Source organism: Clostridium sp. AF19-22AC (genome assembly GCF_003479085.1).
Classification (GTDB): Bacteria; Bacillota; Clostridia; order Lachnospirales; family Lachnospiraceae; genus Faecalicatena_A; species Faecalicatena_A orotica.
On record NZ_QUGN01000041.1, the window covers coordinates 1 to 23,284 of the forward strand.

Here is a 23,284-nt window from a genome sequence, read left to right on the forward strand (position 1 = left end):
CGTCATCGGTTCCGGTTTTTACCAGTCCCTCAAGCGACAGCTTTAACATATTATCACATCACTCTTGGTCTGTCAATAACTTTTTTCATTTTATTATTTCAAAATGAATTTATCAAGGTTTTTGCTGATGCAATACTATATTTCAAAGCGACAGCTTACCCAGATTACCACACCATTCTATGCTTGTCAACAATAAATTCCAATTTACGGCAAATGTCGTAACATAATTTGGGACTCTGGATTATTGTGGGCCTCCAGCCGTCTACATGTTTCTCGACAGTAAAGGCGCACTGACCGGAATGTTTCAACGTTCTACTGAAATTTTATATTTTTCTTTTAAGATATAGATGATAAATAAACACCACTATGTATAATAGCATCAATTCAAAAACCATATTCTTCCAATTATAGCCGTTATCCCTAATTTAAGAATATTCTGAAAATGGAGTGCAAAAGGGTCTGACCCCTTTGCACCCCAATGATTTAATTTCGTTTCCCCGAGATTGTCTGGGCTATGATATTTTTCATTATTTCTTCGCTGAGCTGCCCGCTCACGTATCCGAACACCTTTCCTTCTTTTGTGATCATGAAGGTTGTCGGAAATGAATGTATTCCGTATTTATCAAACAGGTCTCCACCTTCATCCATTAGTACCGGGTAGGTGTATCCATTGTCGTCCAGAAATTGCTTTACTTCCTCTTCAGATTTTTCCTGACCATAATTAGGACCCGCAACCCCGAGTATGATGACCTCAGGATCTTCTTCCTGCTGGTAGGATTCATACAGCTTTTGAATATCAGGCATCTCTGCGCGGCACGGCGGACACCAGGTTGCCCAGAAGTTCAGGAAGATTGTCTTTCCTTTGTAGTCGGCCAATGTATGCACATTTCCATACTGGTCTTTCAACTCGAAGTCAATCGCATCTGCAAGGCTGGGATTCTCTGACTGACTGCCTTTGTCATTCGTATCTGCAGTATTTTTATCAGTTTTTTCTTCTGGCTGTTCTTTTGATTCCTGATCAGACTTTTCTTCTGCTTTCACCGCATCTTTCTTTCCTTCATTGCTCTCCTGCTGTGCTGACTGGACATCAGAAAGGTAACCTGTGACTGCATTCATTTTTCCCGTAAACATCATGGCTCCCATTAAAATCATGAGCACGCCACCGACCTTTACCGTATATTTCACAGCGTTTCCATGCTTCTTGAATAAATCTAAAAGTGTAGTACTGAAGATTCCTACCGCTAAGAAAGGAAGTACAAATCCCAGTGTATATACTCCGATCAATACAAATCCCCACACCTTTGTACTTGCCGATGCTGACATCAGCAGGACGCTTGAGAGGGCCGGACCGACACACGGGGTCCATGCAAAACTGAATGTAAATCCCATAACCAGTGCAGTCCACGGAGACATTGCCAGTGTATTCAGATTAAATGGCAGCCTGTGCTCCTGGCTCAATGCTTTTGACTTGCCAAAAACCCCCAGTTGGTACAGCCCAAATAATATAATCAGGATTCCACCCACTCTGGCAAACATCGTCTGGCTTCCCTTGAAAAAATTACCGAGCACGGATGCCCCGAATCCCAAAAGGAAAAACGTAAAGCTGACACCGATCACAAAAAATAATGTGTTTATCATTACCTTTTTACGGCTGAAGTATACTTTCCCGTCTTCTCCCACGGTTCTTGTTCCGCCTGAAAGATATCCTATGTAAAGAGGTATCAGCGGCAGTACGCATGGCGAAAAGAAACTGAGTAACCCTTGGACAAATACCGTAAGTACCGGTACGCTTATATCTAATGAAAATCCCATATTATATTCTCCCTGTTTTTAGTAGTTTGTTTAGCAGCATAATATCCGGGATCTAATGATGCCGAAAATTATTTTGATTATATATTGAACAGATCATTCAGCGCCTCTCCCATCGTTGGGTGGGTAAAAATCATGTTCTTCAGCATAGTATACTCAATGCCTGCATCCATTGCAAGCTTTACCAGATTGATCATTTCATGTGATTCCTCACAGAAAAGGTGAGCCCCGAGTATTTTCCCTGTATCAGCATCAATTACGGCTTTCAGAAGGCCTTCCGGCTGTTCCAGAACCTGTGCCTTTGGAATTGCTGCCGCCGGAAGCTTTGCTATTTTCACATGGAAGCCTGCTGCCACGGCTTCTTTTTCGCTCATTCCTACTCTTGAGAAAGGAGGATTGAGAAATACACTGTATGGCACTGCCCCTCTCTTGTCAAGGGTATAACTTCCATCACCAAGGACTTTTGATGCCACGATCCTGTAATCATCAAGAGAAATATATGTGAACTGCAGTCCTCCCACAACATCCCCCATTGCAAAAATGTTTGGTGCGGTTGTCATTCTTGAATTATCTGTTATAATACCGCCCCTTTCATTCACCTGAACCCCTGCAGCTTCCAGATTCAGCCCTTTTGTATTCGGCCTGCGCCCTGTTGCCACAAGAACGGCATCGGCTGGCAGTATTTTCATACCTTCTTTTGTTTCTATTATAACTTCTGCATATCCCTTATTTTCAGTAAGCTCTTGTACCTTCACTTCAGTCAGGACCTGAACACCTCTTTTTTCCAGATTCTTTCTTACAGCTTCTGCAATCTCTGCATCTTCCCTCGGCAAAAATACAGGACCGTCCTGCAATATCGTTACTTTTACTCCAAAGTCAGCATATATGGAAGAAAATTCAACTCCGATATACCCTCCGCCTATAATAACCAATCTTTCAGGCAGCACATCCAGATCCAGCAATGTTTCGCTGATATATACATATGGGTTCCCATCGATCCCCTTAATCGGAGGAATAAAAGGGGATGAACCTGTGTTGATGAAAAATCTTTCAGCCTCGACAGTCAATGTGCCTTCTGCAGTCGTTACTTCCACTTCATTAGTGGAAAGGAAACCTGCCGTTCCGTTAATTACAGTGACATTTGGGTTCATATCCAGCTTCTGATAATTTTTACCTCTTAAAGTTTCAACAAGTCTTGTCTTTCTGGCGATTGCCTCTTTATAGGCCGCCTTATCGCTTACGCATCCGGATACGGCCTTCTTCGCACTGTGTACCAGGGATTTTGTCGGAATACATCCGACATTGATGCATGTGCCGCCGTACATTTTATCCGATTTTTCAATCAGGGCCACCTTTCTGCCTGAACTTCCAAGTGCTCCCGCAATTGTCTTTCCGCCTTTTCCAAAACCAATCACAACATCATTATATTTCGTGTTCATAGCCGCCTCCTGTATATCTGTATTTTTTATTGTTTCAGTTTATACTGTAACAATATCAGATACAGTTAAGATTGTCAATAGTTTTTCTATAAAAAACAGCCTAATCAGATTTTTTTCTGATCAGGCTGTTAAAATCATTTTCTATTAAGCCATTGAAGCATCATATATCTCCCGGATCGACTCCGCAAGCATGTTGTCAAATTCTTCCTGCGTCTGGCTGCAGCCCAGTCCCTGCGTCAGGGCCCTTGAAAAACTCGCCACGACTCCTGGATTTCTGGAAAGCAGTGCATTTGCTTCTGCCCTTGTATATCCTCCTGAAAGGGCAACTACTCTCACTACCTTTAGCTCCTCCAGAAGTTCTGAATAATATCCGTTCTTCGTAGGAAGTGTAAGTTTGAACATCAGACGCACATCACCCGGGACTTTATCCAGATGCCGGAGCAGCTCCCGCTTCAGAATCTTCTCCGCCTTCTCCTTCTCCGGGCTATGGATATCCACTTCCGGCTCCAGAATAGGAACAAGTCCCTTTTTGGCTATCTGCATGCCAAGACCAAACTGTTGGTCAACAACCTCGCGGATCCCTTCCTCATTTGCCAGTTTAATCACGGAACGCATCTTCGTCCCGAAGATATGCCGTTCATTCGCCCGGTCCAGAAGGTGGTCAAGATCCGGAATCGGTTTCATGATCTGTACCCCCTCCTCCTCAGGTGCCAGACCCTTATCAACTTTCAAAATCGGTAAAATCCCCTTTTCCTCCAGAAGATAATCCGCTGTATACTTTCCTTCCATCTTTCTGTCCATTGTATTTTCAAATAAAATGGCTGCAAGTATGTGTTCAGATGTAAAGGCTTTGCTTGTAATAATTCTTGTCCGCATCTTATGTACTAATTCGAACATCTCATCATCATTGTGATACTGCGACTCGTCAATTCCATATAATCTTAAAGCTTTTGGTGTACTCCCTCCGCTCTGGTCAAGCGCCGCAATAAATCCATTTCCTTCACGCATCCTTTTCAGCTGTACTTCGTTCATTCAACATACCTCCTATCTGCCGAAGCCCCCATCTGAAACACGTTTACTTTTCTTCATTGTAGCACTTTTTCTCACAATTCTCACTAAAAATTGTATATTTCTGATAATTATATTTTTCTTTCTGTTTATAAACTTGAAATATTCTTCCAAGTCGGCTACTATGGATTCAGAAATATAATCATATAACAACATTCAAACATTTAAGGAGGCAGTATTTTGGAATTCATACACAACAACAATCAAATCGCAGTATACACACCGGATTATCTTGTAGTCGCAGAAGTGACATTTCCGGATATTGATGAGAACACCGTAAATGTCAACCACACCTTTGTTGACGACGCCCTGCGGGGACAGGGAGTCGCCGGCAAACTAATGGAAGAACTCGTAAAGGAACTTAAGGAAAGCGGCAAAAAGGCAGTGCTGACATGTTCCTATGCCATAAAATGGTTTGAAAAGCATCCTGAGTATGACGACCTTATCTATTTCAAATGAAAGGCTTCCTTTATTTCTTCAATCTGCCCTTCGCTGATAGGTACCATCTCCCCAAGATTTTTTGAGAATACGAGTGCCTTTGCACTGTACTCTGCAACTTCCAGTCTGTCAAATGCATTGAGCAGACTATCGCCTGTTACAGCGATACAATCATTTTTTACCATGACAATAGGTGTACTCCGGCTAAATATCTGAGCTGACTTTTCCGGGTCCTGATAGAATTCTGAATATCCGGCCTTCGGGATATCCCGCATCAGTATATAGCTCTCGGGGATTGACTTGGAATCCAGTTCTTCTTCTGTCACCGCATAGGCCATAATATATGGGGGATGTGCTATGATGACAGAGTTAATCTCCGGGTGCTGCTTATAGATTTCGTCGTGAATCTTGATGGACCGGCTCGGTATCTTTCCGGCCTCTTTCATATCTCTCTTGATGCAGACAATATCTTCTACATCTACATACTTTCTATCCACATTATATGGTGAAATCAGAAACCGCTCTTCATCCAGTCTCACCGAAAAGGAACCCTGGGTTGAATTTACAAGTCCCTGGTCATACGCACGGTGAATAATGCTGCACATATCCCTGCGGGCCGCTTTCTCGGCACTTGTAATTATATTGCGTACATATTCGTCCATATTCAAATGATTCTTTGTATACTTCAGCTGGATTTCCTCTTCCTTCAAATACTCCGGTGTACCGATAATAGCCGCATTAATCTGAAGCCGTGCGCAGAAGTCCAAATTCTCAAATGCCTTAAATGCGTGGAACAAGCTGTCGCTCCCGACTACAACTCCGTGATTCTCCAATACTGCAATATCACACCCTTTTGCAAATTCTTTTGCAATCTTATCTCCCAGATCCTGGCTGCCCGGCAGGCCGTATTCTGCCATTGCAATCTTCCCACATCCGACAAATGAGTTCGGGCTCAGCAACGTGTTCGGAATCTTTCTCACAATACTGAACGCTACCAGTGCCGGTGGATGAGCGTGAAGTACGGACTTAATATCATTCCTTGTCTTATAAATCTGGAGGTGAAACGGGTATTCGCTGGACGGCTTGTGGTTTCCGATAATCGTACCATCCTTTTTAATACAAACCATATCACTGCGTGTCAGGTTTCCTTTGTCAACACTTCCCGGTGTGATCCACACATCACCATTATCATCTAAAATTGAAAGATTCCCGCCTGATGTAGTTGTCATACCATAATGATAAATACGGTTCATCATCATGACAAGCTGATCTGCAGGGTGGAGTAAATTTATATTCATATGTTTCTGTGCCTCCTTTGCGGTGCTCTAATATTGGTTTTTTGTTTGATTACATTTATATAATAGTTGTTTTGTGTGGTTTTGTCAATGATTTTATGTGGTTTTTATTTGTTTTTTTATTTTTAAGTTTTTCCAGGCTATTGTGTATCTAATTACAACAACGGAGCGCAAAGGGGTCTGACCCCTTTGCGCTCCGTTTTCAGAATATTCTTAAATTAAAAATCCACATGATATATGTACTCTTATCCGGGCTTTATTCCTGTACATATTTTGCTCTTAATTCTTTTGCCTTCTCTGTGTAAGCTGCATTCTGCTTCTGTTGGAGAAGTGTCATCTTGATATTATCAAGCACATCTTCAAATGGCATATTAGATGCTTCTTTTTTGCCCTCTACCTTGATCAGATGATATCCGAACTGAGTCTGTACCGGTCCTACTACATGTCCGATCTCTGCTGCAAATGCTGCATCCTCAAACTCCTTTACCATCTGGCCCTGGCTGAACTCTCCCAAATCTCCACCTTTTGCTCCTGAAGGACAGGTTGAAAATTCTTTTGCCGCATCCTCAAATGTCTTTTCTCCATTCGTAATGGATTCCAGAATAGAACTACTTTTCTCTTCTGTCTCCGTTAAAATATGTTTGGCACTGATGGTGGCACTTCTTGAAAACTGCTGCGGATTTGCCTCGTAATAAGCCTTTGCTTCCTCATCTGTAACATCGATATCTTTCATGACTTCTGCCATTGCCATCTGTGCAAGGATATCTCTCTTTGCATTTACCAGAATCTTTTCAAATTCTTCTGTCTCATCCAGCTTCATATCCTTTCCCATTGCAGCAAATGAACGTAATGCAATCAGCTGCTCAAGACATTGTTGTCTGAACTGCGGATTGGAAATGTAAGCCTGACGGTCTCTCGGTACAGTGTGCAGGAATGCATCAAATTCCTCCTGTGTAACTGCTTCCCCTGCAACTACTGCTAAAACTTCCTGACTCATATGTATGTTCTCCTTTTTTATCATAGTATGTTTATTATAGGTTGCTTTTCAAAAAGTTGCAAGAAATATCTGTTGTTTCACTTACCGGTATCTAACATTTTCTTACTATTTTAATCTGACATTTTTTATTTTTTATTGATAGTATTCAAAATATCATGTATCCTTAAACATAAGCTTTTATTAAAGAAAGGAATTCGTCTTTTGAAAATTATAACGCTAACAAATCTGACAAAGATATATAACAGTAAAACAATTATTCACTCTGTCAGCCACACGTTTCATCAGGGGCAGTCGATTGCCTTTATGGGACATAATGGCTGTGGAAAGAGCACTCTTTTAAAGCTTGTCGCCGGCATTGTGGCCCCCTCTTCCGGGGAGGTCGCTTACAGCCGTCCCCTTTTGTTCCATTATGTCCCCGAAAAATTCCTGCCGCTTCCGATGACTGGCAGAACTTATCTGACCAGAATGGGGGAACTGGACGGCCTGAAGAAGGGCGAGACTGTACGCCGGATAGAAAAACTCGGAAATGATTTCTTCCTCTCCGAATTACTGGATATCTCTATGAAATCCCTGTCAAAAGGGACACTTCAGAAAATATCCGTTATACAGGCATTTTTAAAGAAACCTGATGTCCTCCTGCTGGACGAGCCGCTTTCAGGGCAGGATACAGCATCCCAGAAGGTATTTATCAGTAAAGTAAATGCGCTGTGCGCACAGGGTGTAACTGTTCTTATGTCATGTCACGAGCAGCGACTTGTAGAAGCTGTTTCCGAGCAGGTATATACAATCAAGGACGGGCATCTGATCCTGTATCAGCCGAAAAGGGAAAAACTCTATACTTTAATTCTGGAACACAGCCCGCTTCCATCCATGCCCCCTTATTCTATAAAAGAAGGCATGACAAAATACGGAAACGGTTACAGGCTCCTCGTAAATGAAGATAATAAGGACCGGATACTGCTGGAACTTTTACAAAATGGCTGGACACTGAAGGGGATGTATGATGAGGAAATTAAATAATCTGGTAAAATATCAGCTGCAGCTTTATTTCAAAGGAAGCAGATTTGTCATGCCGCTGATTGTTACTGCAATCTTTTTATATACAATGTACTCAATAAAACCACTGTCCATCGTCAGCAGCTTCCTAATCACGGGAGTGTTCCTGTTTCTGCTGACCGTATGGATCGGGCTGACCGCTGTATCCGGCGAAGATCCGACTGCAGAACAGCTGCTCCTCCTACGCGTTAAAAATGAAATGTCCTATTATATTAGTAAGTGTATTTATATTTTGATAATTGGGCTTATAGCAAATATATTATGTATCGTTTTTCCTGTGATTCAGAATCTGCTGAATGGGAGTGACATGTTCACAAGAAACCTCACATTTTTCGACTGTTTCAATGCATTTCTGCTCCAAAGCGGATGCATCTGTGTAGGGGCTTCCCTCGGCAGCCTTTTTCATCCGAGGGTCATGAAAGACCGCCGGCTTGCCATCCTATTGACCGTGTTCATTACAATACTGACCCTTGTCAAAACTGCGCTTGCTGAAAAGGCTGTCTTTTTCAAATTCATCTCATGGCTTTTTCCTCCAGTCATGAATGCCGCCGGATGGTACGGGAATGCAGAGTATTTCCAACTCAGACAAACCATCCTGTTCACGATACATATGATCATTTACGGATGTATTCTGTTCAGCATAAAGACATTCTTATGCCGCAGAAATAAATTCTAGAAAAATATACAGAATATTCAGAAAATGGAGTGCAAAGGGGTCAGACCCCTTTGCACTCCATTCTCAAATTTATCCCCGATAAAACACCGGCATCTTTTCCAACGGCGCCTCTGCTGTTATTTCTGTATTCCCAGGTATCTTCTCACCTGTAATCCCATTGATCCAGATCCCATCCCCGGGCAAATATACTTTCCTGCTCCGCGCGCCGTATTCCATGACAGGGGCAGCCAGTATCTGATCCCCAAACATATACTCATCCCCCAGATCATACACTTTTTCATCCTCCGGAAAGTCATATACGAGTGGCCGCATCAGCGGTGTCCCTGTCTCACGGGCCACCTGCAGCTGTTCTTTTATATATGGGATCAGCTGCTCTCTGACAGAAAGGTAATCAAGCATGATCCCATACACATCTTCTCCAAAGCTCCACAACTCGTTTCCCCCGCCACTGTTGCATTGGCCTGACATGTCATCCATTCCGCCCGATAGCTCATAGGGTTTCCTGTAGCCGTGCATTCTCAATATCGGACAGAATACCCCGAACTGGAACCAGCGTACCATCAGTTCCCGGAATTCTTCGTCCTCGGCATCGCCTCCATAAAAACCGCCGATGTCAGTTGTCCAGAGCACAATTCCACACATAGACATGTGAAGCCCTGCCATCAGCTGCCTTCTGAAGCTTTCAAATGTAGACGGCACATCCCCCGACCAGATAACCGAGCGGAACCGCTGCGAGCCGATCCAGCCGCTTCTCACCAGAATTGTCCCGTCTGATTCACTGTCTGCCTCCTCAGTCCAGATCCCCTGTTCCAATAGCCGGCTTTCTATCCCCTCATTGTAAGCATATGGATAATAACAGGAAACTTCCAGGCCATTTCCTTTTGCAAGGCGCATATTCTCATATGCATAGGGGTATATTTCCGGTTCTGCCTCATCCAGCCAGAAGGAGGTGATCCCACTGCTTATATAATTTTCTCTCAACTCCCGGAACAAAAGCTCCCCCGCCCGGGGATATGTCATATCCAGATAAGTCTCGGCTCCCCTGCACATAAAGAATACATCCGGCCCGTGCTCTGCCGTGATTAGGCATCCTTCCTCCTGAAGCTGCCGGTAATTTTCACTCCTCGTATCCACCGTCGGCCAGACCGACACCATCAGATGAATCCCGTCCTTCTCAAGTTCTTCCTGCATCTTCTGCGGTTCCGGAAAATATCTCTCGTCAAATCTCCAGTCCCCCTGGAACGGCCAGTGAAAATAATCCACTACAAGCACAGATAGGGGAATCTGCCTCTTTTTATATTCTCTGGCAATCTCCAGTACTTCTTCCTGACTCTGGTATCTCAGTTTACACTGCCATAAGCCAAACATCCAATCAGGATACTTTGGACAGCGTCCTGTCAGAGCCGTATAATGTTCCATGATTCTGCATGGACTTCCCCCTCCGACCACGACATAATCCAGCTGGCGTGCCATCTGTGCCTCCCATAAGAACCGGTTTCTGGCAAATTCAGCCCTTCCGATCGCCGGGTTATTCCAAAGGAATCCATAACCCAGTGTAGAAATGTAAAATGGGATCGTACATTTTGTATTTTTCTGGCACAGGTCCACCGTACATCCTTTTAAGTCCAGACAGTCCCTGTTCTCCTGCCCCATCCCATACAGATGCTCTGTGGAATTTGCATGAAAATAAGCCCGGATCCTGCTGCTTTTCCCGCCTGCCCCCTGAAAATCCCTTGCCTTCTGGTATGGAGGCATATCACAGGTTTCGTCAATCCATTCTTCCTTCAGAATCTGCTTCCCGTCATAATAGAAGGTAATCTGCCCAAATGCATTTGCAACTGCCTGCATCCTTCCACATTCCAGAATAGCACGGTCCACCTCTTGTTCGGTTTTAACCATCTGGTCCTGTCCGGCCGTCTGATTCTGGGGCTCCAGAAAGATTCTGGAAAACACATCCTTCTCCGGTTCCAGATTATAGTTTAGTTCCTCGTCGACAGGGCTTTTAAAGGAAGCCCTGACCCTGATGCATTCGTCTGCACAGGCTTCCATACACACATGCTCTCCACGCCATGACCATTCAATCCGGCCTTTTTCTACACGGCATTTCATAAGTCCTCCTTTCTGCGAACTTCCGTATCTGAATTATTTATCTACATAATCTTTTGATTCCGGCATCATATTACAGATTTTCAAAATACTCACAATTCGTTGCAAATACGACGTTTAGCGGCAGGTAATAGTCCTCCTCCCCTGCCTTTTTTCTATAGCAGATATATTCGAACATCAGCTCTACAGCTTTAAAACTCTGGGACGGCAGGTCCTGATATATCACTGCATCTATCGTAGAATCCTTAATATACGGCACCACTTCCGGATAAATATCATAACCGAGAAGAACCGTATCCCCTTTTCCATTCTCCTTCACACATTCTGCTGCCTCCTGAAGATTGCAGACAAAATCCAGAATTACATCTGGTTTTCTCTCCTCTAATACATTTCGTATCTCATTCTTTTCCACTTCAGGAACCGGTGAAGTCCAGGCTGGTTCCAACAGTTCGAAGTTCTTCCGGCTATTCTTAAGTGCATCATAAAAGCCTTTCAGCCTCTCTCCGACAACCAGTTTATCCCTGTGATTATGTTCACTGATAAGCAGCTGGACACGGTCCCCTGATCGTGCAAACTTTTCCAGAAGCTCCATCATCAGCTTTCCGCTTAAATAATCATTACATCCAACACTACAGAATGGATGAAGTCCCGGAATACGTCTCGAAAAAAGGATGACGTTCTTACCCGTATTGATCAGATGTTCAATCTGGGGGGAAACACTTTCATAGTGGTAACAAAAAATGATATAATTCTCTATTCCCTTTTCTTCCAGCTCCACCAAATCCTGAACCTGCTGCCCCGGATCCTCACGGTCTGAATATCTTGTAATGATATGGAGGCCGTCATCTTCGTATGCCTCCACGGCACGCTCTATCCCTGCCTGGATCTCATCAAAGAAATATCCGAAACGTGTCGAATAGAACCCCACGAATGCAATCTTATACTCCTGGTTCATAGCCAGATTACGGGCATGGTTATTCATCCGGAAGTTATAAATCTCCAGCGCTTTGTATACTCTCTTCTTCGTTTCCTCCGAATAAGCCCCTTTTTCATGCAAAATGTTGTACAGCGTTGTTCTCGAAACCTGAAGTTCTTTTGCCAGTTGATTCAGTGTCATTCTTTTCTTACCATTATTCGCCATGTATTATCCCTGCTTTACTCTATTTCATTTTCCAGTAGACGTGGTGTTTCTCTTTCCCGATCTGCGAAAGCGGCATCCAGATAAGGCCCTCTTCTTTTCCTGTCCTGAAAACAAGCCTCTCCTCGTCCAACAGTTCCGCACTCAGCCCCATTTCCGGCCCCATCCCTTTTAAATCAAATTCCAGAAATGTCTCTTTTTCGGATAGCGCAGCCAATATGTACGGTCCATAAGCGAGCACTGCTGTATCATGACTGTCTTTCATCATTTCGATGCGGAGTTCTGGTGAAAAATCAATCCTGATATCCTCCGTTTCCCTCGTCCTCTGAATATTAATATATCCGTCCGAACCACATTTTGCAATAGCGTTTCTATTATTTATCTGCACACTATATTCCCCCCGACACCAGTAAGGGCGCCGTATCTTCAGGCAGCATTCCCCGCTTCCCGAAAAATGAAGGTGTATGCCTCCCGGGTTTTTCTCCACACACTGGATCACCTTTAAATCCTTCTCTTCCCACCATGTCTTAGAATTTAAAAACAGATTAATATACAAGGTATCTTCTGTATAAAAATAGATTGATTCCGTATATTTCATCTGGCTCTCCATTCCGGTGCCATGACAGCAGGAATTCACGAATTTCGGGTCCTTCTCTGAACCGGGTGCCAGAGGGTAAAAGTATGTGGTCTCCCCTGTCGGTTCCTTGTCTCCTCCCGCTGCTATGTGGTTAAACATGGTTCGTTCATAATAGTCCATGTAACGTACATCGGGACAGTACTTAAATAACTCCTTCGTCAGCTTCAGCAGATTATAAGATACACAGAACTCCGATGTCTCCCTGGTCATATGGCTGTGTGCACCGTCCGGCTCAAAAAACATCTCATTATCTCCCGCGCCCCCGTTTGCAAAAATATGATATTTTGTCACAGACTCCCAGAAAAATTCTGCAACATCATAATAATGCTTCTCTTCCGTGGCATAAAACATCTCCATACATCCGACAATCTGTGGAATATGCTGGTTCGCATGCATCCCTTCCAGTACATCATACTTTTCCTGCATGGGTACAAATAGTCTGTCATTATCAAACATCCGGGCAGTCTCAAGATATTCTGTCCTCTTTGTCAGTTCATACAGTCTGGCAAAGGATTCATTCATGCCACCGTATTCACCTGCAATATAGGTATCCCACATCTTCTCGCATTCTGTCTTCGTCAGGCGGCTTAACCGGTTATATACCCACATTCCGGCTTTTTCGGCCACCTCCAGTGCTTTCTGGATCTCCGCGAAACAATAGGCATCCAGCATGCCTGCCAGTAATTTATGCAGTGTATAATATGGCGCCCATATCTTCGGATAACGCTCTCCCTGCTCCAGAAGGTCGAACTGTTCTTCCGAATAGCCGCCCAGATAACCATCATGGAAACCTTCTTTATTTGAGAATACTTCCTGACACTTTGCAAGTTCCTGTACCATATAACAGAGTTTTTCGTATATCTTCCGGTCCTTTGTTTCACGAAAGCATAGGGAAAGTGCTGATATATAATGGCCAGTTGTATGTCCCCTCAGGAGACATTCCTGTGAATCCCATCCGTCCATTTCAGAAGCGCCGAACGTATCCATCCCCGCTGCTTTCCGGAAATTATACAGCATCTGGTCATCATTGATACTCTTGAAATAAACTACAGCTGTCTTCATTGCCCTGTAAAACACGCTGTCTTCTAAAAGAGTTGTTTCCCCTGAATCCATCGGCAGCACAAGCGGGGTAGTGTCTTTCTTTTCTTCTTCACATACTTCCTTTACTTCGATATCCAACACCGCAGTTACATCCTCATCCTTCACGCAGCCATTCAGCCTGAAGAATCCGCAGCAGTCAAATTTCTGTTCATTTCCTCCTTCCCATGTAACATGCCTCGAAAAAAAATGTCCGTTATCTGCAAGCAGTACCACTGCCCCCGGTAAAGATGCCAATACACCTTTTTTCACACTTCTTTTCAAGGGAATCGCCTTCACAATAGTAACCTTTTTTGGTTCCTCCAAAATATGTACCGCATATGTCTTTTCCCTGACTGCCCCGTCATATTCAAATACAGCATGAAGATTCACTTTTCTGTCTCCAATTCCATTATATGGCCTTGTTACACTTCCGTCGGGCCTTAAGAAGAGCTCATTGTCGGATTCCCAGGTGATTCTCGATCCATTCTCTCCTTTTTCCGGCAGATTCAGATCGAACTCTACTGTGTTAAGGTTTCCCAGATAAACCCTTTTGATATCCTCCTCGATTATCATTTCTGCTGTTTTCGTCATCAATCTTTCCCCCAAGTTTTCTCAATTTAGCCTTTTACAGACCCACTCGTTAGTCCTGATACAAGTGATTTACGCATAATCAGGAATAAAACGATAATCGGTATGATTACCATCGTAGCCGTAGCCATCAGACTATTCCAGTTTACCCCATAGCGTCCCATAGATTTGTACATCATAACCGTCATCGGAAGCTTATCTCCGTCTGTCAGGAATGTCATGGAAGCCATCAGGTCCCCCCATGCTGCCATAAATGCAAAGGATGCACAGGCAAATATTCCCGGATAGGCATTGGGCAGGATCACTTTGTAGAAACAGTTGAACCGGTTACATCCATCCACAATCGCAGCCTCCTCAAGTTCCTTCGGGACGGAAGTGAAATACGGGCGAAGTATGATAATAGACATTGGTATGGAAAACAATGCGTCAAACAGGATAACTGAAGCATATGATCCTGTGATCCCTAACTTATTAAATGTCTGAAGCATCGGTGCAAGGAACATGACCATAGGCAGCATCTGTGTCACCGTCAGGATGAGAATCAGCAGTTGTTTTCTTTTCATTGCATATCTTGCAAGCCCATATGCGGCAAATGTTGCAAGCACTGTAGAAATCAGGGTTGCACCGACTGCTATAATCATACTGTTTTTCAGATATGAGAACATTGAAATCCCATCGTGCACTGTAAACTGCGTGATATAAGCATCAAAAGAGAAATGGGACGGCCAGAAGGTCGGCACTGCACTGAATATCTCTTCCTTTGTCTTAAAGGAGGTGATCACCATCCAGTAAAGAGGAAACAGATAAACCAGTGTAAACAGGACAGCTATCACAGTACAGCCGTATTTTTTAACTTGCTTTGTCTGATATTTGCTCATATCTAGGCCTCCTCTTTCATTACCAGTTTAGAGTAGAAGATCGCCACCACAAAAATAATCAGGAAATAAATATTGGCCATAGCACTGCCTTTTCCAAAGTCAAAGGTGGTAAAATTCTCCTGATAGATCAGCGTGGAAATCATCTCTGTCGCATGATTTGGCCCGCCCTGAGTCATTCCCACGATCAGGTCATATGCCTTAAACGTATAGATAAACCCTATCGTAACCGCGCTGACCATTGTCGGCTTCAGCAGCGGAAGTGTAATGAATCTGAGGCTCTGGAACTTAGATGCCCCGTCAATCGTGGCGGCCTCGTATACATCGTCGGATATTGTTGTCATTCCGGTAATGACAAGGAGCATATTAAACGGAATCCCCACCCATATATTCGTAGCCGTCACTGCTATCATCGCATATTTCGGATTACTCAGCCACGGGATAGGTTCCTTTATCAGGTGCAGTGCCGAAAGAAAATAGTTAATGGCCCCGGAATCGCTTGCCCACAGCCATTTCCATATGATACCAATTACAAGCATCGGCATTACCCAGGCTATCAGAGTCAGCCCGCTTGTCACATTCGCCCCCGGAAACTTCTTATGGAAAAAGAGCGCCAGCAGAAATCCGAGGCCCAGCTGGAATATGATACAAACAATCGTAAAGACAAATGTATTACTGACTGATTTGATAAACAGCTGGTCAGAAAAAATTGCTTTATAATTTGTAAGCCCGATAAACTCTCTGACACCGTTCTGGAATGTGGATATGTCATATTTCTGCATACTGATCAGGATGTTGTATGCAATCGGGTAAACGACAAATGCAACAATAAATACGACTGCCGGCAGAACATACAGATATCCGACTGTTTCATTTGATAATCTCTTGTGTTTTCTTTTTGTTCCTTTCATAAAGCACCGCCTTTTTAAAACAGGTGCGTCCAATTGGGATGCACCTGTCTATAAATATTATGTGACTGCTTTCAGCCATTTCATTCCTTTATATTAAAGCACAGTTTTACTGCTTATCCACATATTCCTGCATGGCTTTGATTCCATCCGCAGCAGCATCATCGGCGCTTACACCAGTGCCCACCTGCTGGATCATGTCACGAAGTACCTGTGAGATCTGTGGCCAGATCGGAGATGGTCCCCTTGTCTTGGCAACTTCCATATTCTCTACAAATACTTTCATAACCGGATCGTCTGTGAAGTATTCATCAGCCATAGCAAATGTCTTTACAGTCGGGATCATACCGGATTTCTTACAGTAATCATTCATAGTCTCTTCTGTGAAAAGACTCTTTACACAGTCCCAGGAACCCTCAAAATTATCGTTATTTACAATAGCAAGGTTCTCTCCGCCGATACATGTAGCACTTGTTCCTTCATAAGCCGGTATTGGGGCAAATGCATATTCAAAATCGGCGTCTTTCTCTAATTCAGGCAGTCTCCAGTTTCCGTCAATGTACATTGCAGCTCGTTTTGCAACAAACTGTCCGTAAGCGTCGTTCTGTCCCCAGCCGAAAGCTTCCTTACTCATAGAGCCGTCAGCTGCCAGATCCTGATACAGGCCGAGAGCCTTTGCAGCACCTTTGTCGAGGGTATTCCAGTCAGCGCCTGTCTCATATAAGAACGGCATAAAGGAGTAAGTAGAACCTTCATCATCAATTGCGTTGATTGCGAACCCATATGTACCGTCAGTCGTCAGTGTCTTTGCATATTCCTTCAGCTCATCCCATGTAGAAGGCGGGTTCTCGAGCCCGGCTGCCTTTAACATGTCTACATTATAAACGAGTACCAGGTTATTCGCATTCAGGGGAAGTCCGTATAATTTATCCTCATACTTACATGACTCCAGCGGACCTGAATAAAACTCGAGATCACTCATCTCGGAATCTACTTTCTCTGTCAGATCTGCAAAAATCCCCATAGCAGAGAAAGAAGCGTGGTCACACCCATCTACCTGGATAATATCCGGTAGACTCTTACTCTGCGCAGCAACCGTAATCTTACTCACCAGCTGTGAAAACGGAATCTGCTCAATCTTCACTGTATATTCCTCTGATCCATCCGAAAAAGCATCTACTGCATCATAGAAAGCCTTTCCATAAGAATTCTCTTTACTCATAAAAGTCCACATAACTAACTCAGTCTTACCATCCTTTGTCTTCTTCGCTTCCTTCTTCGTATCAGAAGAACCGCCGCAGCCGGCCAATAAAGATACACACATTGCAGCCACAAGGCCACAGGCAGAAATGCGTTTCCACAAACTTCTCTTTTTCATAATGTTTTCCTCCATTTTTAAGTTTAACCACCTGATACGTTAGTTAACACGTGTTAACCACCCGGGATAAAAAATTAGTTTACACGTGTTAAGTAAACTATAATTTTATTATAACATCAGTTATTTATTCGTCAACCACTATTTCATTTTCAGACAAATTTTCAGACAAATTCACAATAATCTGCTTTCATTTTTGTGCACTTTACTTATAAAACGAGACAAAAATGCAAAGGGGTCAGACCCCTTTGCACTCCGTTTTCAGAATATTTTATCTTTTTTTCTTGAGAAACACGTCCTTTATATTCTTCCACAACATAAAAAGAATAAGTACTGCTCCTACATATCCGTTCAGCACATAAATCACATTCACCAATACACGGAATGGGAGATACAGTCCAACGAGCAGTCCCACAACGCCGAGTATAACCGTGAGAATTTTGAACTTTGATGTTCCTTCCTTTGCAAACCTCGCACAAGGATTATAGAGAAGGGGAACTGCTGATGTATAAATTCCGGCGAATACGACCACAGCAAAGACTGATGCCAGCGGTTTCCATATCCTTCCGGCCAGTATCAGGTTGGGTATATCCGCATTCCACACAAAGGTCCCCTCATTGGCCAGGCCTGCTGTGTTGATATTAGCAATCTGTGCAAGCATTACAAGTACGATGGCTACACAGACAGCGATTGTACCGCCATAGATCCCATATTCGATATCCTTCTTCTTATTTCTTGCGCCTAATGCCGCTGTGAAGCTGGCGAACCAAAGAAGCACAAAGCCTGCATAGGATAATCCGGAGATTACCCAGTTAGCCCCCGCATTCTTGATTGTCTCTTCGCCCGCCTGAGCAAATGCACCTGTCCTGATCACTTCCAGACCTGCACTTACATTGCCCGAATCCCGAAACAGTGTAATAAGTCCGATGGAAATGCACAGGATTACAATAGCAGGACCTACAATTCCGATCTTATCAACAAGGGAATTCAGCCCCCCTACTACGGTAAGGATTGACAATCCTGCCAGTATTACGCCCCCAAGCCAGTTGGGAAGCCCATATTGCTGACGCAGCGTAGATGCGGCCCCGCCCACCATAACAAAGAAGGACATATAGCAGAATAAGGTAGAATAATAGTCCATGAAGCTTCCTACATATTTTCCGCAGTAAAATTTGTAAACGTCATTTCCTCTTTCAAAATGCTCCTCTGCCCCAGCTTTCGCAAAATTATAATTGTAGTAAATGAAGCAGACTGCAAACAGCAGGACCGTCAATATCCCCTTCAATCCATATGCGGTAAAATATTGAATAATTTCCTGCCCTGTAGCAAAACCAGATCCAATGGTAAATGCGATGATTGCACCTGCCAAGATCACAACCCTTCCCCAATTTGCCTTACTTTTATCTTTCATAAGCGTCTCCTATTTTGGGTTCGATTTAAGATGCCTTTATTTTTCAAATACAGTCTGTCCGTCCACCGGAGTCTGGAGCACCTTCAGTGCCCTCTTCACCATAGACAGGCGAATTTTATAGCTGTCCTTTTCACCCTGCGGCGGGTCACCCAGAGGATAAGGGATACCTACGCCGGGTATGATACGATTAGCCCCGATTGTCAGCGAGATTGGGACTACAGTTGCCATATGGACTACAGGAATGCCATATTTCTCAATTCCTTTCACCATCGTTGCACCGCAACGAGTACAGGTGCCTCACGTGGAGACGAGAATTACTCCGTCAACATGCTCATCAATGAACATCTGTCCAATCTCGCTGCCGAACTTAGCGGCCGAAGCGGTTGCAGTCCCCGTGCCTGTCGTCGAACAGAAGTAATTCACAAGTTCTCCGAACTCGCCTTCCTTCTCCAATTCCCGCAATGCGTCCAGCGGAACTACGTTATTCGGATTTGCAATGGCAAACTGCCGGTCATACCCGCCATGAATAGAAGTAAAATCGTCCGGTGACAAGCGATCCATTCCGGTAATGTCATATTTACCCCATTTTGTAGCATTGGAGGATTCAATGTGATCCGGATTGCCTGTCGGAACGATTCCTCCTGAAGTAACCACCGCAATCTTAGCTTTTTTTATATCCTGAATCGGCGCAGCCGGCTCTACTCTGTCAAAAGTAGGCATCGGAAGGTCCGTCTTAAAAGACTCGCCCTTGAGCTTTTTCACCAACATCTCAAGTGCACGCTCAGAGCCTCTCTTCTCTGCAAAATAATTCACACGGATACCTCTTTCAATGTAGCCTTCTTCAGATGGTCCCATAATCTCTTCGCCCAGAGCCATTTTTTTAATCAGCCCTGTCATTACCGGGATCACCTTCCTCATACCGGCCGCTGAATTTGGTGTATTTACAATAATGAGATCCTTGCGGAACATATCCACGCCGGGATTCTCTTCATACATTCCTGTAATCACTGGAATCTGCAGGCGCTCCTCAACCGCTTTACAGATTGTTCCGCATGCCACGCCATAACGTCCGGCATTGAATGCAGGCCCTGCTATAAACACATCTGGGGCGTATTCTTTCACCATATCTATAATGGTATCAGTAGCTGTCTCTAAATTCTCCCCAAAATAGTTATCCCCGCAGATCACGGTAGCTGCTATTTCAAATTCACTTCCAAGAGCGGCCACGATCCCCACGCCCGGCCCTATTGCGCCCTCGCGGACTTCGGGCATATGGTCAGCTTTCTCCTCTCCGCCTATTCCGGCAAAGAACTGATTAATATAATGAACAATTTTATATTGAGCCATATTCCTATCTCCTTTACCTAAGATTAATAGCCTCTTGCTGCCAGCTTATTAAAGCCGTTGGCAATCGTTGATGCGATGATGATCTGAAGCTCTGCCTCGAAACTGCCGTCTTCATTCTTGCAGCCATCCCAGCCTCCGATCTGCATTTCGATAAACTCCTGTGTACCGATTACCTTATCCATTGCCGGGAATTTCAAAGTCGCATTTCCCTGTCCACAGGATGCCAATGCATCAGCTTCCTTACATGTATCCGCCAGCGACTGTGACTTTCCGTCCTTGCCCGGGAACTCATCTGTTATCAGTACCACCTTCGTTCCTGCATTCTCTACCTTCCTGCAGTTCATCATGAGGTCTGTGTCCGGGTTTCCATAACCTTCCTCTGTAATCAGCACGCCATCCAGCCCCATAAAACTGCAGAGCTTAGCCACCATATCGGAATGGCGTTCTTTATCTGCAAGAAATACATTCTCATTCGTCAGGATAACGCCCATAAAGTTGATATCTTTGCCATGGTGTTTATAGCAGTCCTCAATGACCGGATTATGCAGATGGTGATATGTCGTAACCTTATCACAAGGTGCCACACAGTTTCCAGAAACAATCGCGCCGTCCATAATTTCCGTAGGATACATATAGGTCGGAATAAACTGCTTTGCATCCACGCCATAATAATATGTATCATGCAGAAGTCCCTGAGACTGCAGCATATGAACATAACCTACCTTCGGAAGGTCCGGATACATCGCTGCCTGCTCGAAGATTGGCTTCGTCTCAAATATCTGGATTTCATCCGGCTCTACATCTCTGCCCGCTTCTCCCAAATACGCAGCAACCTTCAGTCCGGCCAGCCGTGCCGCCTTCTCATATACATGCGTTTCTAATCCGTCGGCCGGCTCCACTACTACGCACAAATTATATGTCTTGGAAAACGGACAGTAATCCGCGGCCGGTCCACTCATGTCGATTACGCCCTCCTGAAAAGCTACAATCTTTCCTGCAGTAACCACGCAGCATCCCTCCAGCGCATGGGTCACTCCTCCCCCCACTGAAGGACTGACTTTCCCAATCACTCCGGGGAATATCTCCCCGCCGCTTACCTTAACCCTTGGTTCAATGACATCCTTGACCGGCGTAATTCTTACCGACTCTCCCGGGCGCGCAATATCCACCTGACAGCCTGCGAGCTTATCATCTGCAAGGACAAGTTTTTCCACCTCTTCCCTGTTCACATAAAGAACGCCGTCCTTTACATGAGTCTTGTCATCGAACCGGATGTCTCTGATAAAGATCTTTCCCAATTCAAGCTTCATAAAAAGTACCTCCACTTCTTAATATTTGCCCTCCATTGTGCCGCAGTTCTCTAACCCCCAAAGCGTATTTAATAATTCATTCCATGTTTAACCGATCCCCACGGCTGAAATAAAACTTTTCTGAAAGAGATGACTGCTCTGAAGCACTCGGACGGCATCCTGGTTAACTGTAAAGCTACGCGTTTGTGCAAAAATGATACTTTTAAAAAGTAATCGCGATAACTTATGGTTACAATATACCATATGTTATCGCGATTATCAATAAACCTATTGTTAATTTCTATACAAACTATCTAATAAATGCTATTTTTGTGAAATTGTTACACTTTTGTCATACTATTTTTGTCTAGTTTTACCATGATGTAAAATCTATTGCATACAGGGAGGCTATTTCCCTGCACTCCCCGATAAACTGCTCTGTCATGTCCAATATCTCGTCATCCCTGATTCCTTTTTCCTGAATAAATTTAAAATATCCTAAGAAAAGTGTACAAATCATATGGTTCAGCTTTTTCGCATTTTCCGCTGTAATCTTACCTTTCTTTACAAGCATTTGGCAGACGTGATAATCTCTCTCATAGTATCCTGGTATCTCCAGCATTTCTTTCAGAAATGGACTTACCAATACAATAGCCTCAGGAAACATCTCATAATATTCCTTGAGGGCCTCCTCCAAATCTTTGTCTATATTGCGGTAAAATATAATTTCAAAGGCCTTCGGATTTTTAAAAGCTTCCAATGCATATGAACGCCAGATTCCAAAATGCATATCCCATATATCCTTCCACTCCTTTTCTCTCTTTGAAAGATCAAGAATATAGTCGGTCAGAGCATCTAACTGGGCATAAAAAAGCAGCTCGTCCAAATTCTTAAAATACCGGTACATACTGGCTGAAGAACATCCAAGCTCAGCTGCTATTCGACGTATACTAATAGCCTCCACCCCTTCTTTCCCTATAATTTCATTGGCTTTTATTACATAATCTTTTCGGCTCAAACATTTAAAATAGGGTGAACCTGGCTTTTTTACCTCTGTTTCTTCCATGAACATCTGTTTCCTCTCATTTATAATTTCGGGATGACATTCTCAATCATCGACAAATCAATTGTCTGATAGTCATAAAGAATTTTCTCATCATATTTGGGAAGCCTTTTGACTGCACTCCATTTTTCGAATGCTCCAATTGCTTCCTCAATCAACTGTATATCGTCCATATTGTCCCTGTTTCCTTCACTGTAAAGCAATATACTCCGGTAAGGCGTCTGATTTGGTTTTAAGCTGGACGCCTGCGGATGGGTCAGTAATTTGTGGTGTGAATAAATAAGGTCCCGGGTCTTTATTAAGACCTCCTCATAGGTAGTAAGTAGATAAATCTCACCAAAGCTGCTTTCATACTGACTAGCTGCCCTGCCGTTATTCGTGACAAGAATACATTTATTTAAATCAAACATGGTATATCCTCCTTATTCATATGGGGTAAAAATTTTTAGAAACATTTTCCTATAATATAGTCAATATAAGCTATGCAAAAGAAAAGGGCAGTAATCTGATTGACTTGCTGCCCCGCTTTCCCAACATGTCTATTATAGGTTGGCAGTTTAAAATTTGCAAGGAAAATATCGGTTGAAAAGGGGTCAGACCCTTTTGCCCTCCGTTTTCAGAATATTCTAAATTTAAAAAATATTCAAACATAAAAAAACGATACCTAATTGGTACCGTCTCCCTCATTC

The 23,284-nt window shown here is 43.7% G+C and carries 19 protein-coding genes; 3 read left to right on the top strand and 16 right to left on the bottom strand.

All coding sequences use genetic code 11. The annotated features are described in order from the left end of the window. Positions 1-483 precede the first annotated feature (483 nt). The 3 genes from DWX43_RS25995 to DWX43_RS26005 form a co-directional block, all read right to left on the bottom strand. The gene (locus DWX43_RS25995; RefSeq protein ID WP_118622884.1) at positions 484-1,812 is read right to left on the bottom strand and encodes a cytochrome c biogenesis protein CcdA; all 1,329 of its coding nucleotides are present in this window, start codon (positions 1,810-1,812) and stop codon (positions 484-486) included. 77 nt (positions 1,813-1,889) lie between these two features. Further along, positions 1,890-3,248, bottom strand: coding sequence for an FAD-dependent oxidoreductase (locus DWX43_RS26000; RefSeq protein WP_118622886.1), 1,359 nt, complete (start codon positions 3,246-3,248; stop codon positions 1,890-1,892). A gap of 144 nt (positions 3,249-3,392) precedes the next feature. Then, the gene (locus tag DWX43_RS26005; RefSeq protein WP_118622888.1) at positions 3,393-4,280 is read right to left on the bottom strand and encodes a fructose bisphosphate aldolase; all 888 of its coding nucleotides are present in this window, start codon (positions 4,278-4,280) and stop codon (positions 3,393-3,395) included. A gap of 216 nt (positions 4,281-4,496) precedes the next feature. On the opposite strand from DWX43_RS26005, the gene DWX43_RS26010 reads away from it, so the two are divergent. Continuing rightward, positions 4,497-4,775 carry a GNAT family N-acetyltransferase gene (locus tag DWX43_RS26010; protein ID WP_109733992.1) on the top strand — a complete coding sequence of 93 codons (279 nt, stop codon included), beginning with the start codon at positions 4,497-4,499 and terminating at the stop codon, positions 4,773-4,775. Here the strand turns inward: DWX43_RS26010 and DWX43_RS26015 are convergent. Both DWX43_RS26015 and DWX43_RS26020 read right to left on the bottom strand, forming a co-directional pair. Continuing rightward, positions 4,763-6,052 carry a class II aldolase/adducin family protein gene (locus DWX43_RS26015; protein WP_109733993.1) on the bottom strand — a complete coding sequence of 430 codons (1,290 nt, stop codon included), beginning with the start codon at positions 6,050-6,052 and terminating at the stop codon, positions 4,763-4,765. The genes DWX43_RS26010 and DWX43_RS26015 overlap by 13 nt on opposite strands. Positions 6,053-6,305: 253 nt before the next feature. Continuing rightward, positions 6,306-7,046 carry a peptidylprolyl isomerase gene (locus DWX43_RS26020; RefSeq protein ID WP_109733994.1) on the bottom strand — a complete coding sequence of 247 codons (741 nt, stop codon included), beginning with the start codon at positions 7,044-7,046 and terminating at the stop codon, positions 6,306-6,308. A 201-nt stretch (positions 7,047-7,247) separates the two neighbouring features. Between DWX43_RS26020 and DWX43_RS26025 the strand changes: the two genes are divergently transcribed. Both DWX43_RS26025 and DWX43_RS26030 read left to right on the top strand, forming a co-directional pair. Further along, positions 7,248-8,066: an ABC transporter ATP-binding protein gene (locus tag DWX43_RS26025; RefSeq protein ID WP_243099480.1), complete on the top strand. Its 819-nt coding sequence runs from the start codon at positions 7,248-7,250 to the stop codon at positions 8,064-8,066. Next, a complete protein-coding gene (locus tag DWX43_RS26030; RefSeq protein WP_146203330.1) occupies positions 8,047-8,778 on the top strand; it encodes a hypothetical protein in 732 nt (243 codons plus the stop codon). Before DWX43_RS26025 ends, DWX43_RS26030 begins: the two co-directional genes overlap by 20 nt. A 69-nt stretch (positions 8,779-8,847) precedes the next feature. Here DWX43_RS26030 and DWX43_RS26035 read toward each other — a convergent pair whose 3' ends face one another. From DWX43_RS26035 to DWX43_RS26085, 11 genes are all read right to left on the bottom strand, one after another. Further along, positions 8,848-10,887: a TIM-barrel domain-containing protein gene (locus tag DWX43_RS26035; protein ID WP_207666104.1), complete on the bottom strand. Its 2,040-nt coding sequence runs from the start codon at positions 10,885-10,887 to the stop codon at positions 8,848-8,850. A 70-nt stretch (positions 10,888-10,957) separates the two neighbouring features. Next, entirely contained in the window at positions 10,958-12,025 is a 1,068-nt protein-coding gene (locus DWX43_RS26040) for a LacI family DNA-binding transcriptional regulator (protein WP_118622890.1), read from the bottom strand. 19 nt (positions 12,026-12,044) lie between these two features. Beyond that, positions 12,045-14,330, bottom strand: coding sequence for a beta-L-arabinofuranosidase domain-containing protein (locus DWX43_RS26045; RefSeq protein ID WP_118622892.1), 2,286 nt, complete (start codon positions 14,328-14,330; stop codon positions 12,045-12,047). Positions 14,331-14,356: 26 nt separating this feature from the next. Continuing rightward, on the bottom strand, positions 14,357-15,205 hold the full coding sequence (locus tag DWX43_RS26050; protein ID WP_118622894.1) for a carbohydrate ABC transporter permease: 849 nt from the start codon (positions 15,203-15,205) through the stop codon (positions 14,357-14,359). A gap of 2 nt (positions 15,206-15,207) precedes the next feature. Further along, positions 15,208-16,113 carry a sugar ABC transporter permease gene (locus DWX43_RS26055; protein WP_118622896.1) on the bottom strand — a complete coding sequence of 302 codons (906 nt, stop codon included), beginning with the start codon at positions 16,111-16,113 and terminating at the stop codon, positions 15,208-15,210. Positions 16,114-16,219: 106 nt separating this feature from the next. Beyond that, positions 16,220-17,488 carry an ABC transporter substrate-binding protein gene (locus DWX43_RS26060; protein ID WP_181368880.1) on the bottom strand — a complete coding sequence of 423 codons (1,269 nt, stop codon included), beginning with the start codon at positions 17,486-17,488 and terminating at the stop codon, positions 16,220-16,222. 268 nt (positions 17,489-17,756) lie between these two features. Then, positions 17,757-18,896 (bottom strand): hypothetical protein, encoded by a 1,140-nt coding sequence (locus tag DWX43_RS26065; protein WP_118622898.1) that lies wholly within the window; start codon positions 18,894-18,896, stop codon positions 17,757-17,759. Positions 18,897-18,932: 36 nt separating this feature from the next. After that, the gene (gene grdF, locus DWX43_RS26070) at positions 18,933-20,243 is read right to left on the bottom strand and encodes a sarcosine reductase complex component B subunit beta (RefSeq protein ID WP_118622900.1); all 1,311 of its coding nucleotides are present in this window, start codon (positions 20,241-20,243) and stop codon (positions 18,933-18,935) included. Positions 20,244-20,266: 23 nt separating this feature from the next. Further along, positions 20,267-21,553: a sarcosine reductase complex component B subunit alpha gene (gene grdG / locus DWX43_RS26075; protein WP_109734004.1), complete on the bottom strand. Its 1,287-nt coding sequence runs from the start codon at positions 21,551-21,553 to the stop codon at positions 20,267-20,269. A 352-nt stretch (positions 21,554-21,905) separates the two neighbouring features. Continuing rightward, complete coding sequence (locus DWX43_RS26080) at positions 21,906-22,598, bottom strand: TetR/AcrR family transcriptional regulator (protein ID WP_118622902.1); 693 nt, start codon at positions 22,596-22,598, stop codon at positions 21,906-21,908. Between the two features lie 20 nt (positions 22,599-22,618). Next, positions 22,619-23,005 carry a GrdX family protein gene (locus DWX43_RS26085; RefSeq protein ID WP_109734006.1) on the bottom strand — a complete coding sequence of 129 codons (387 nt, stop codon included), beginning with the start codon at positions 23,003-23,005 and terminating at the stop codon, positions 22,619-22,621. Between the last annotated feature and the right edge of the window lie 279 nt (positions 23,006-23,284).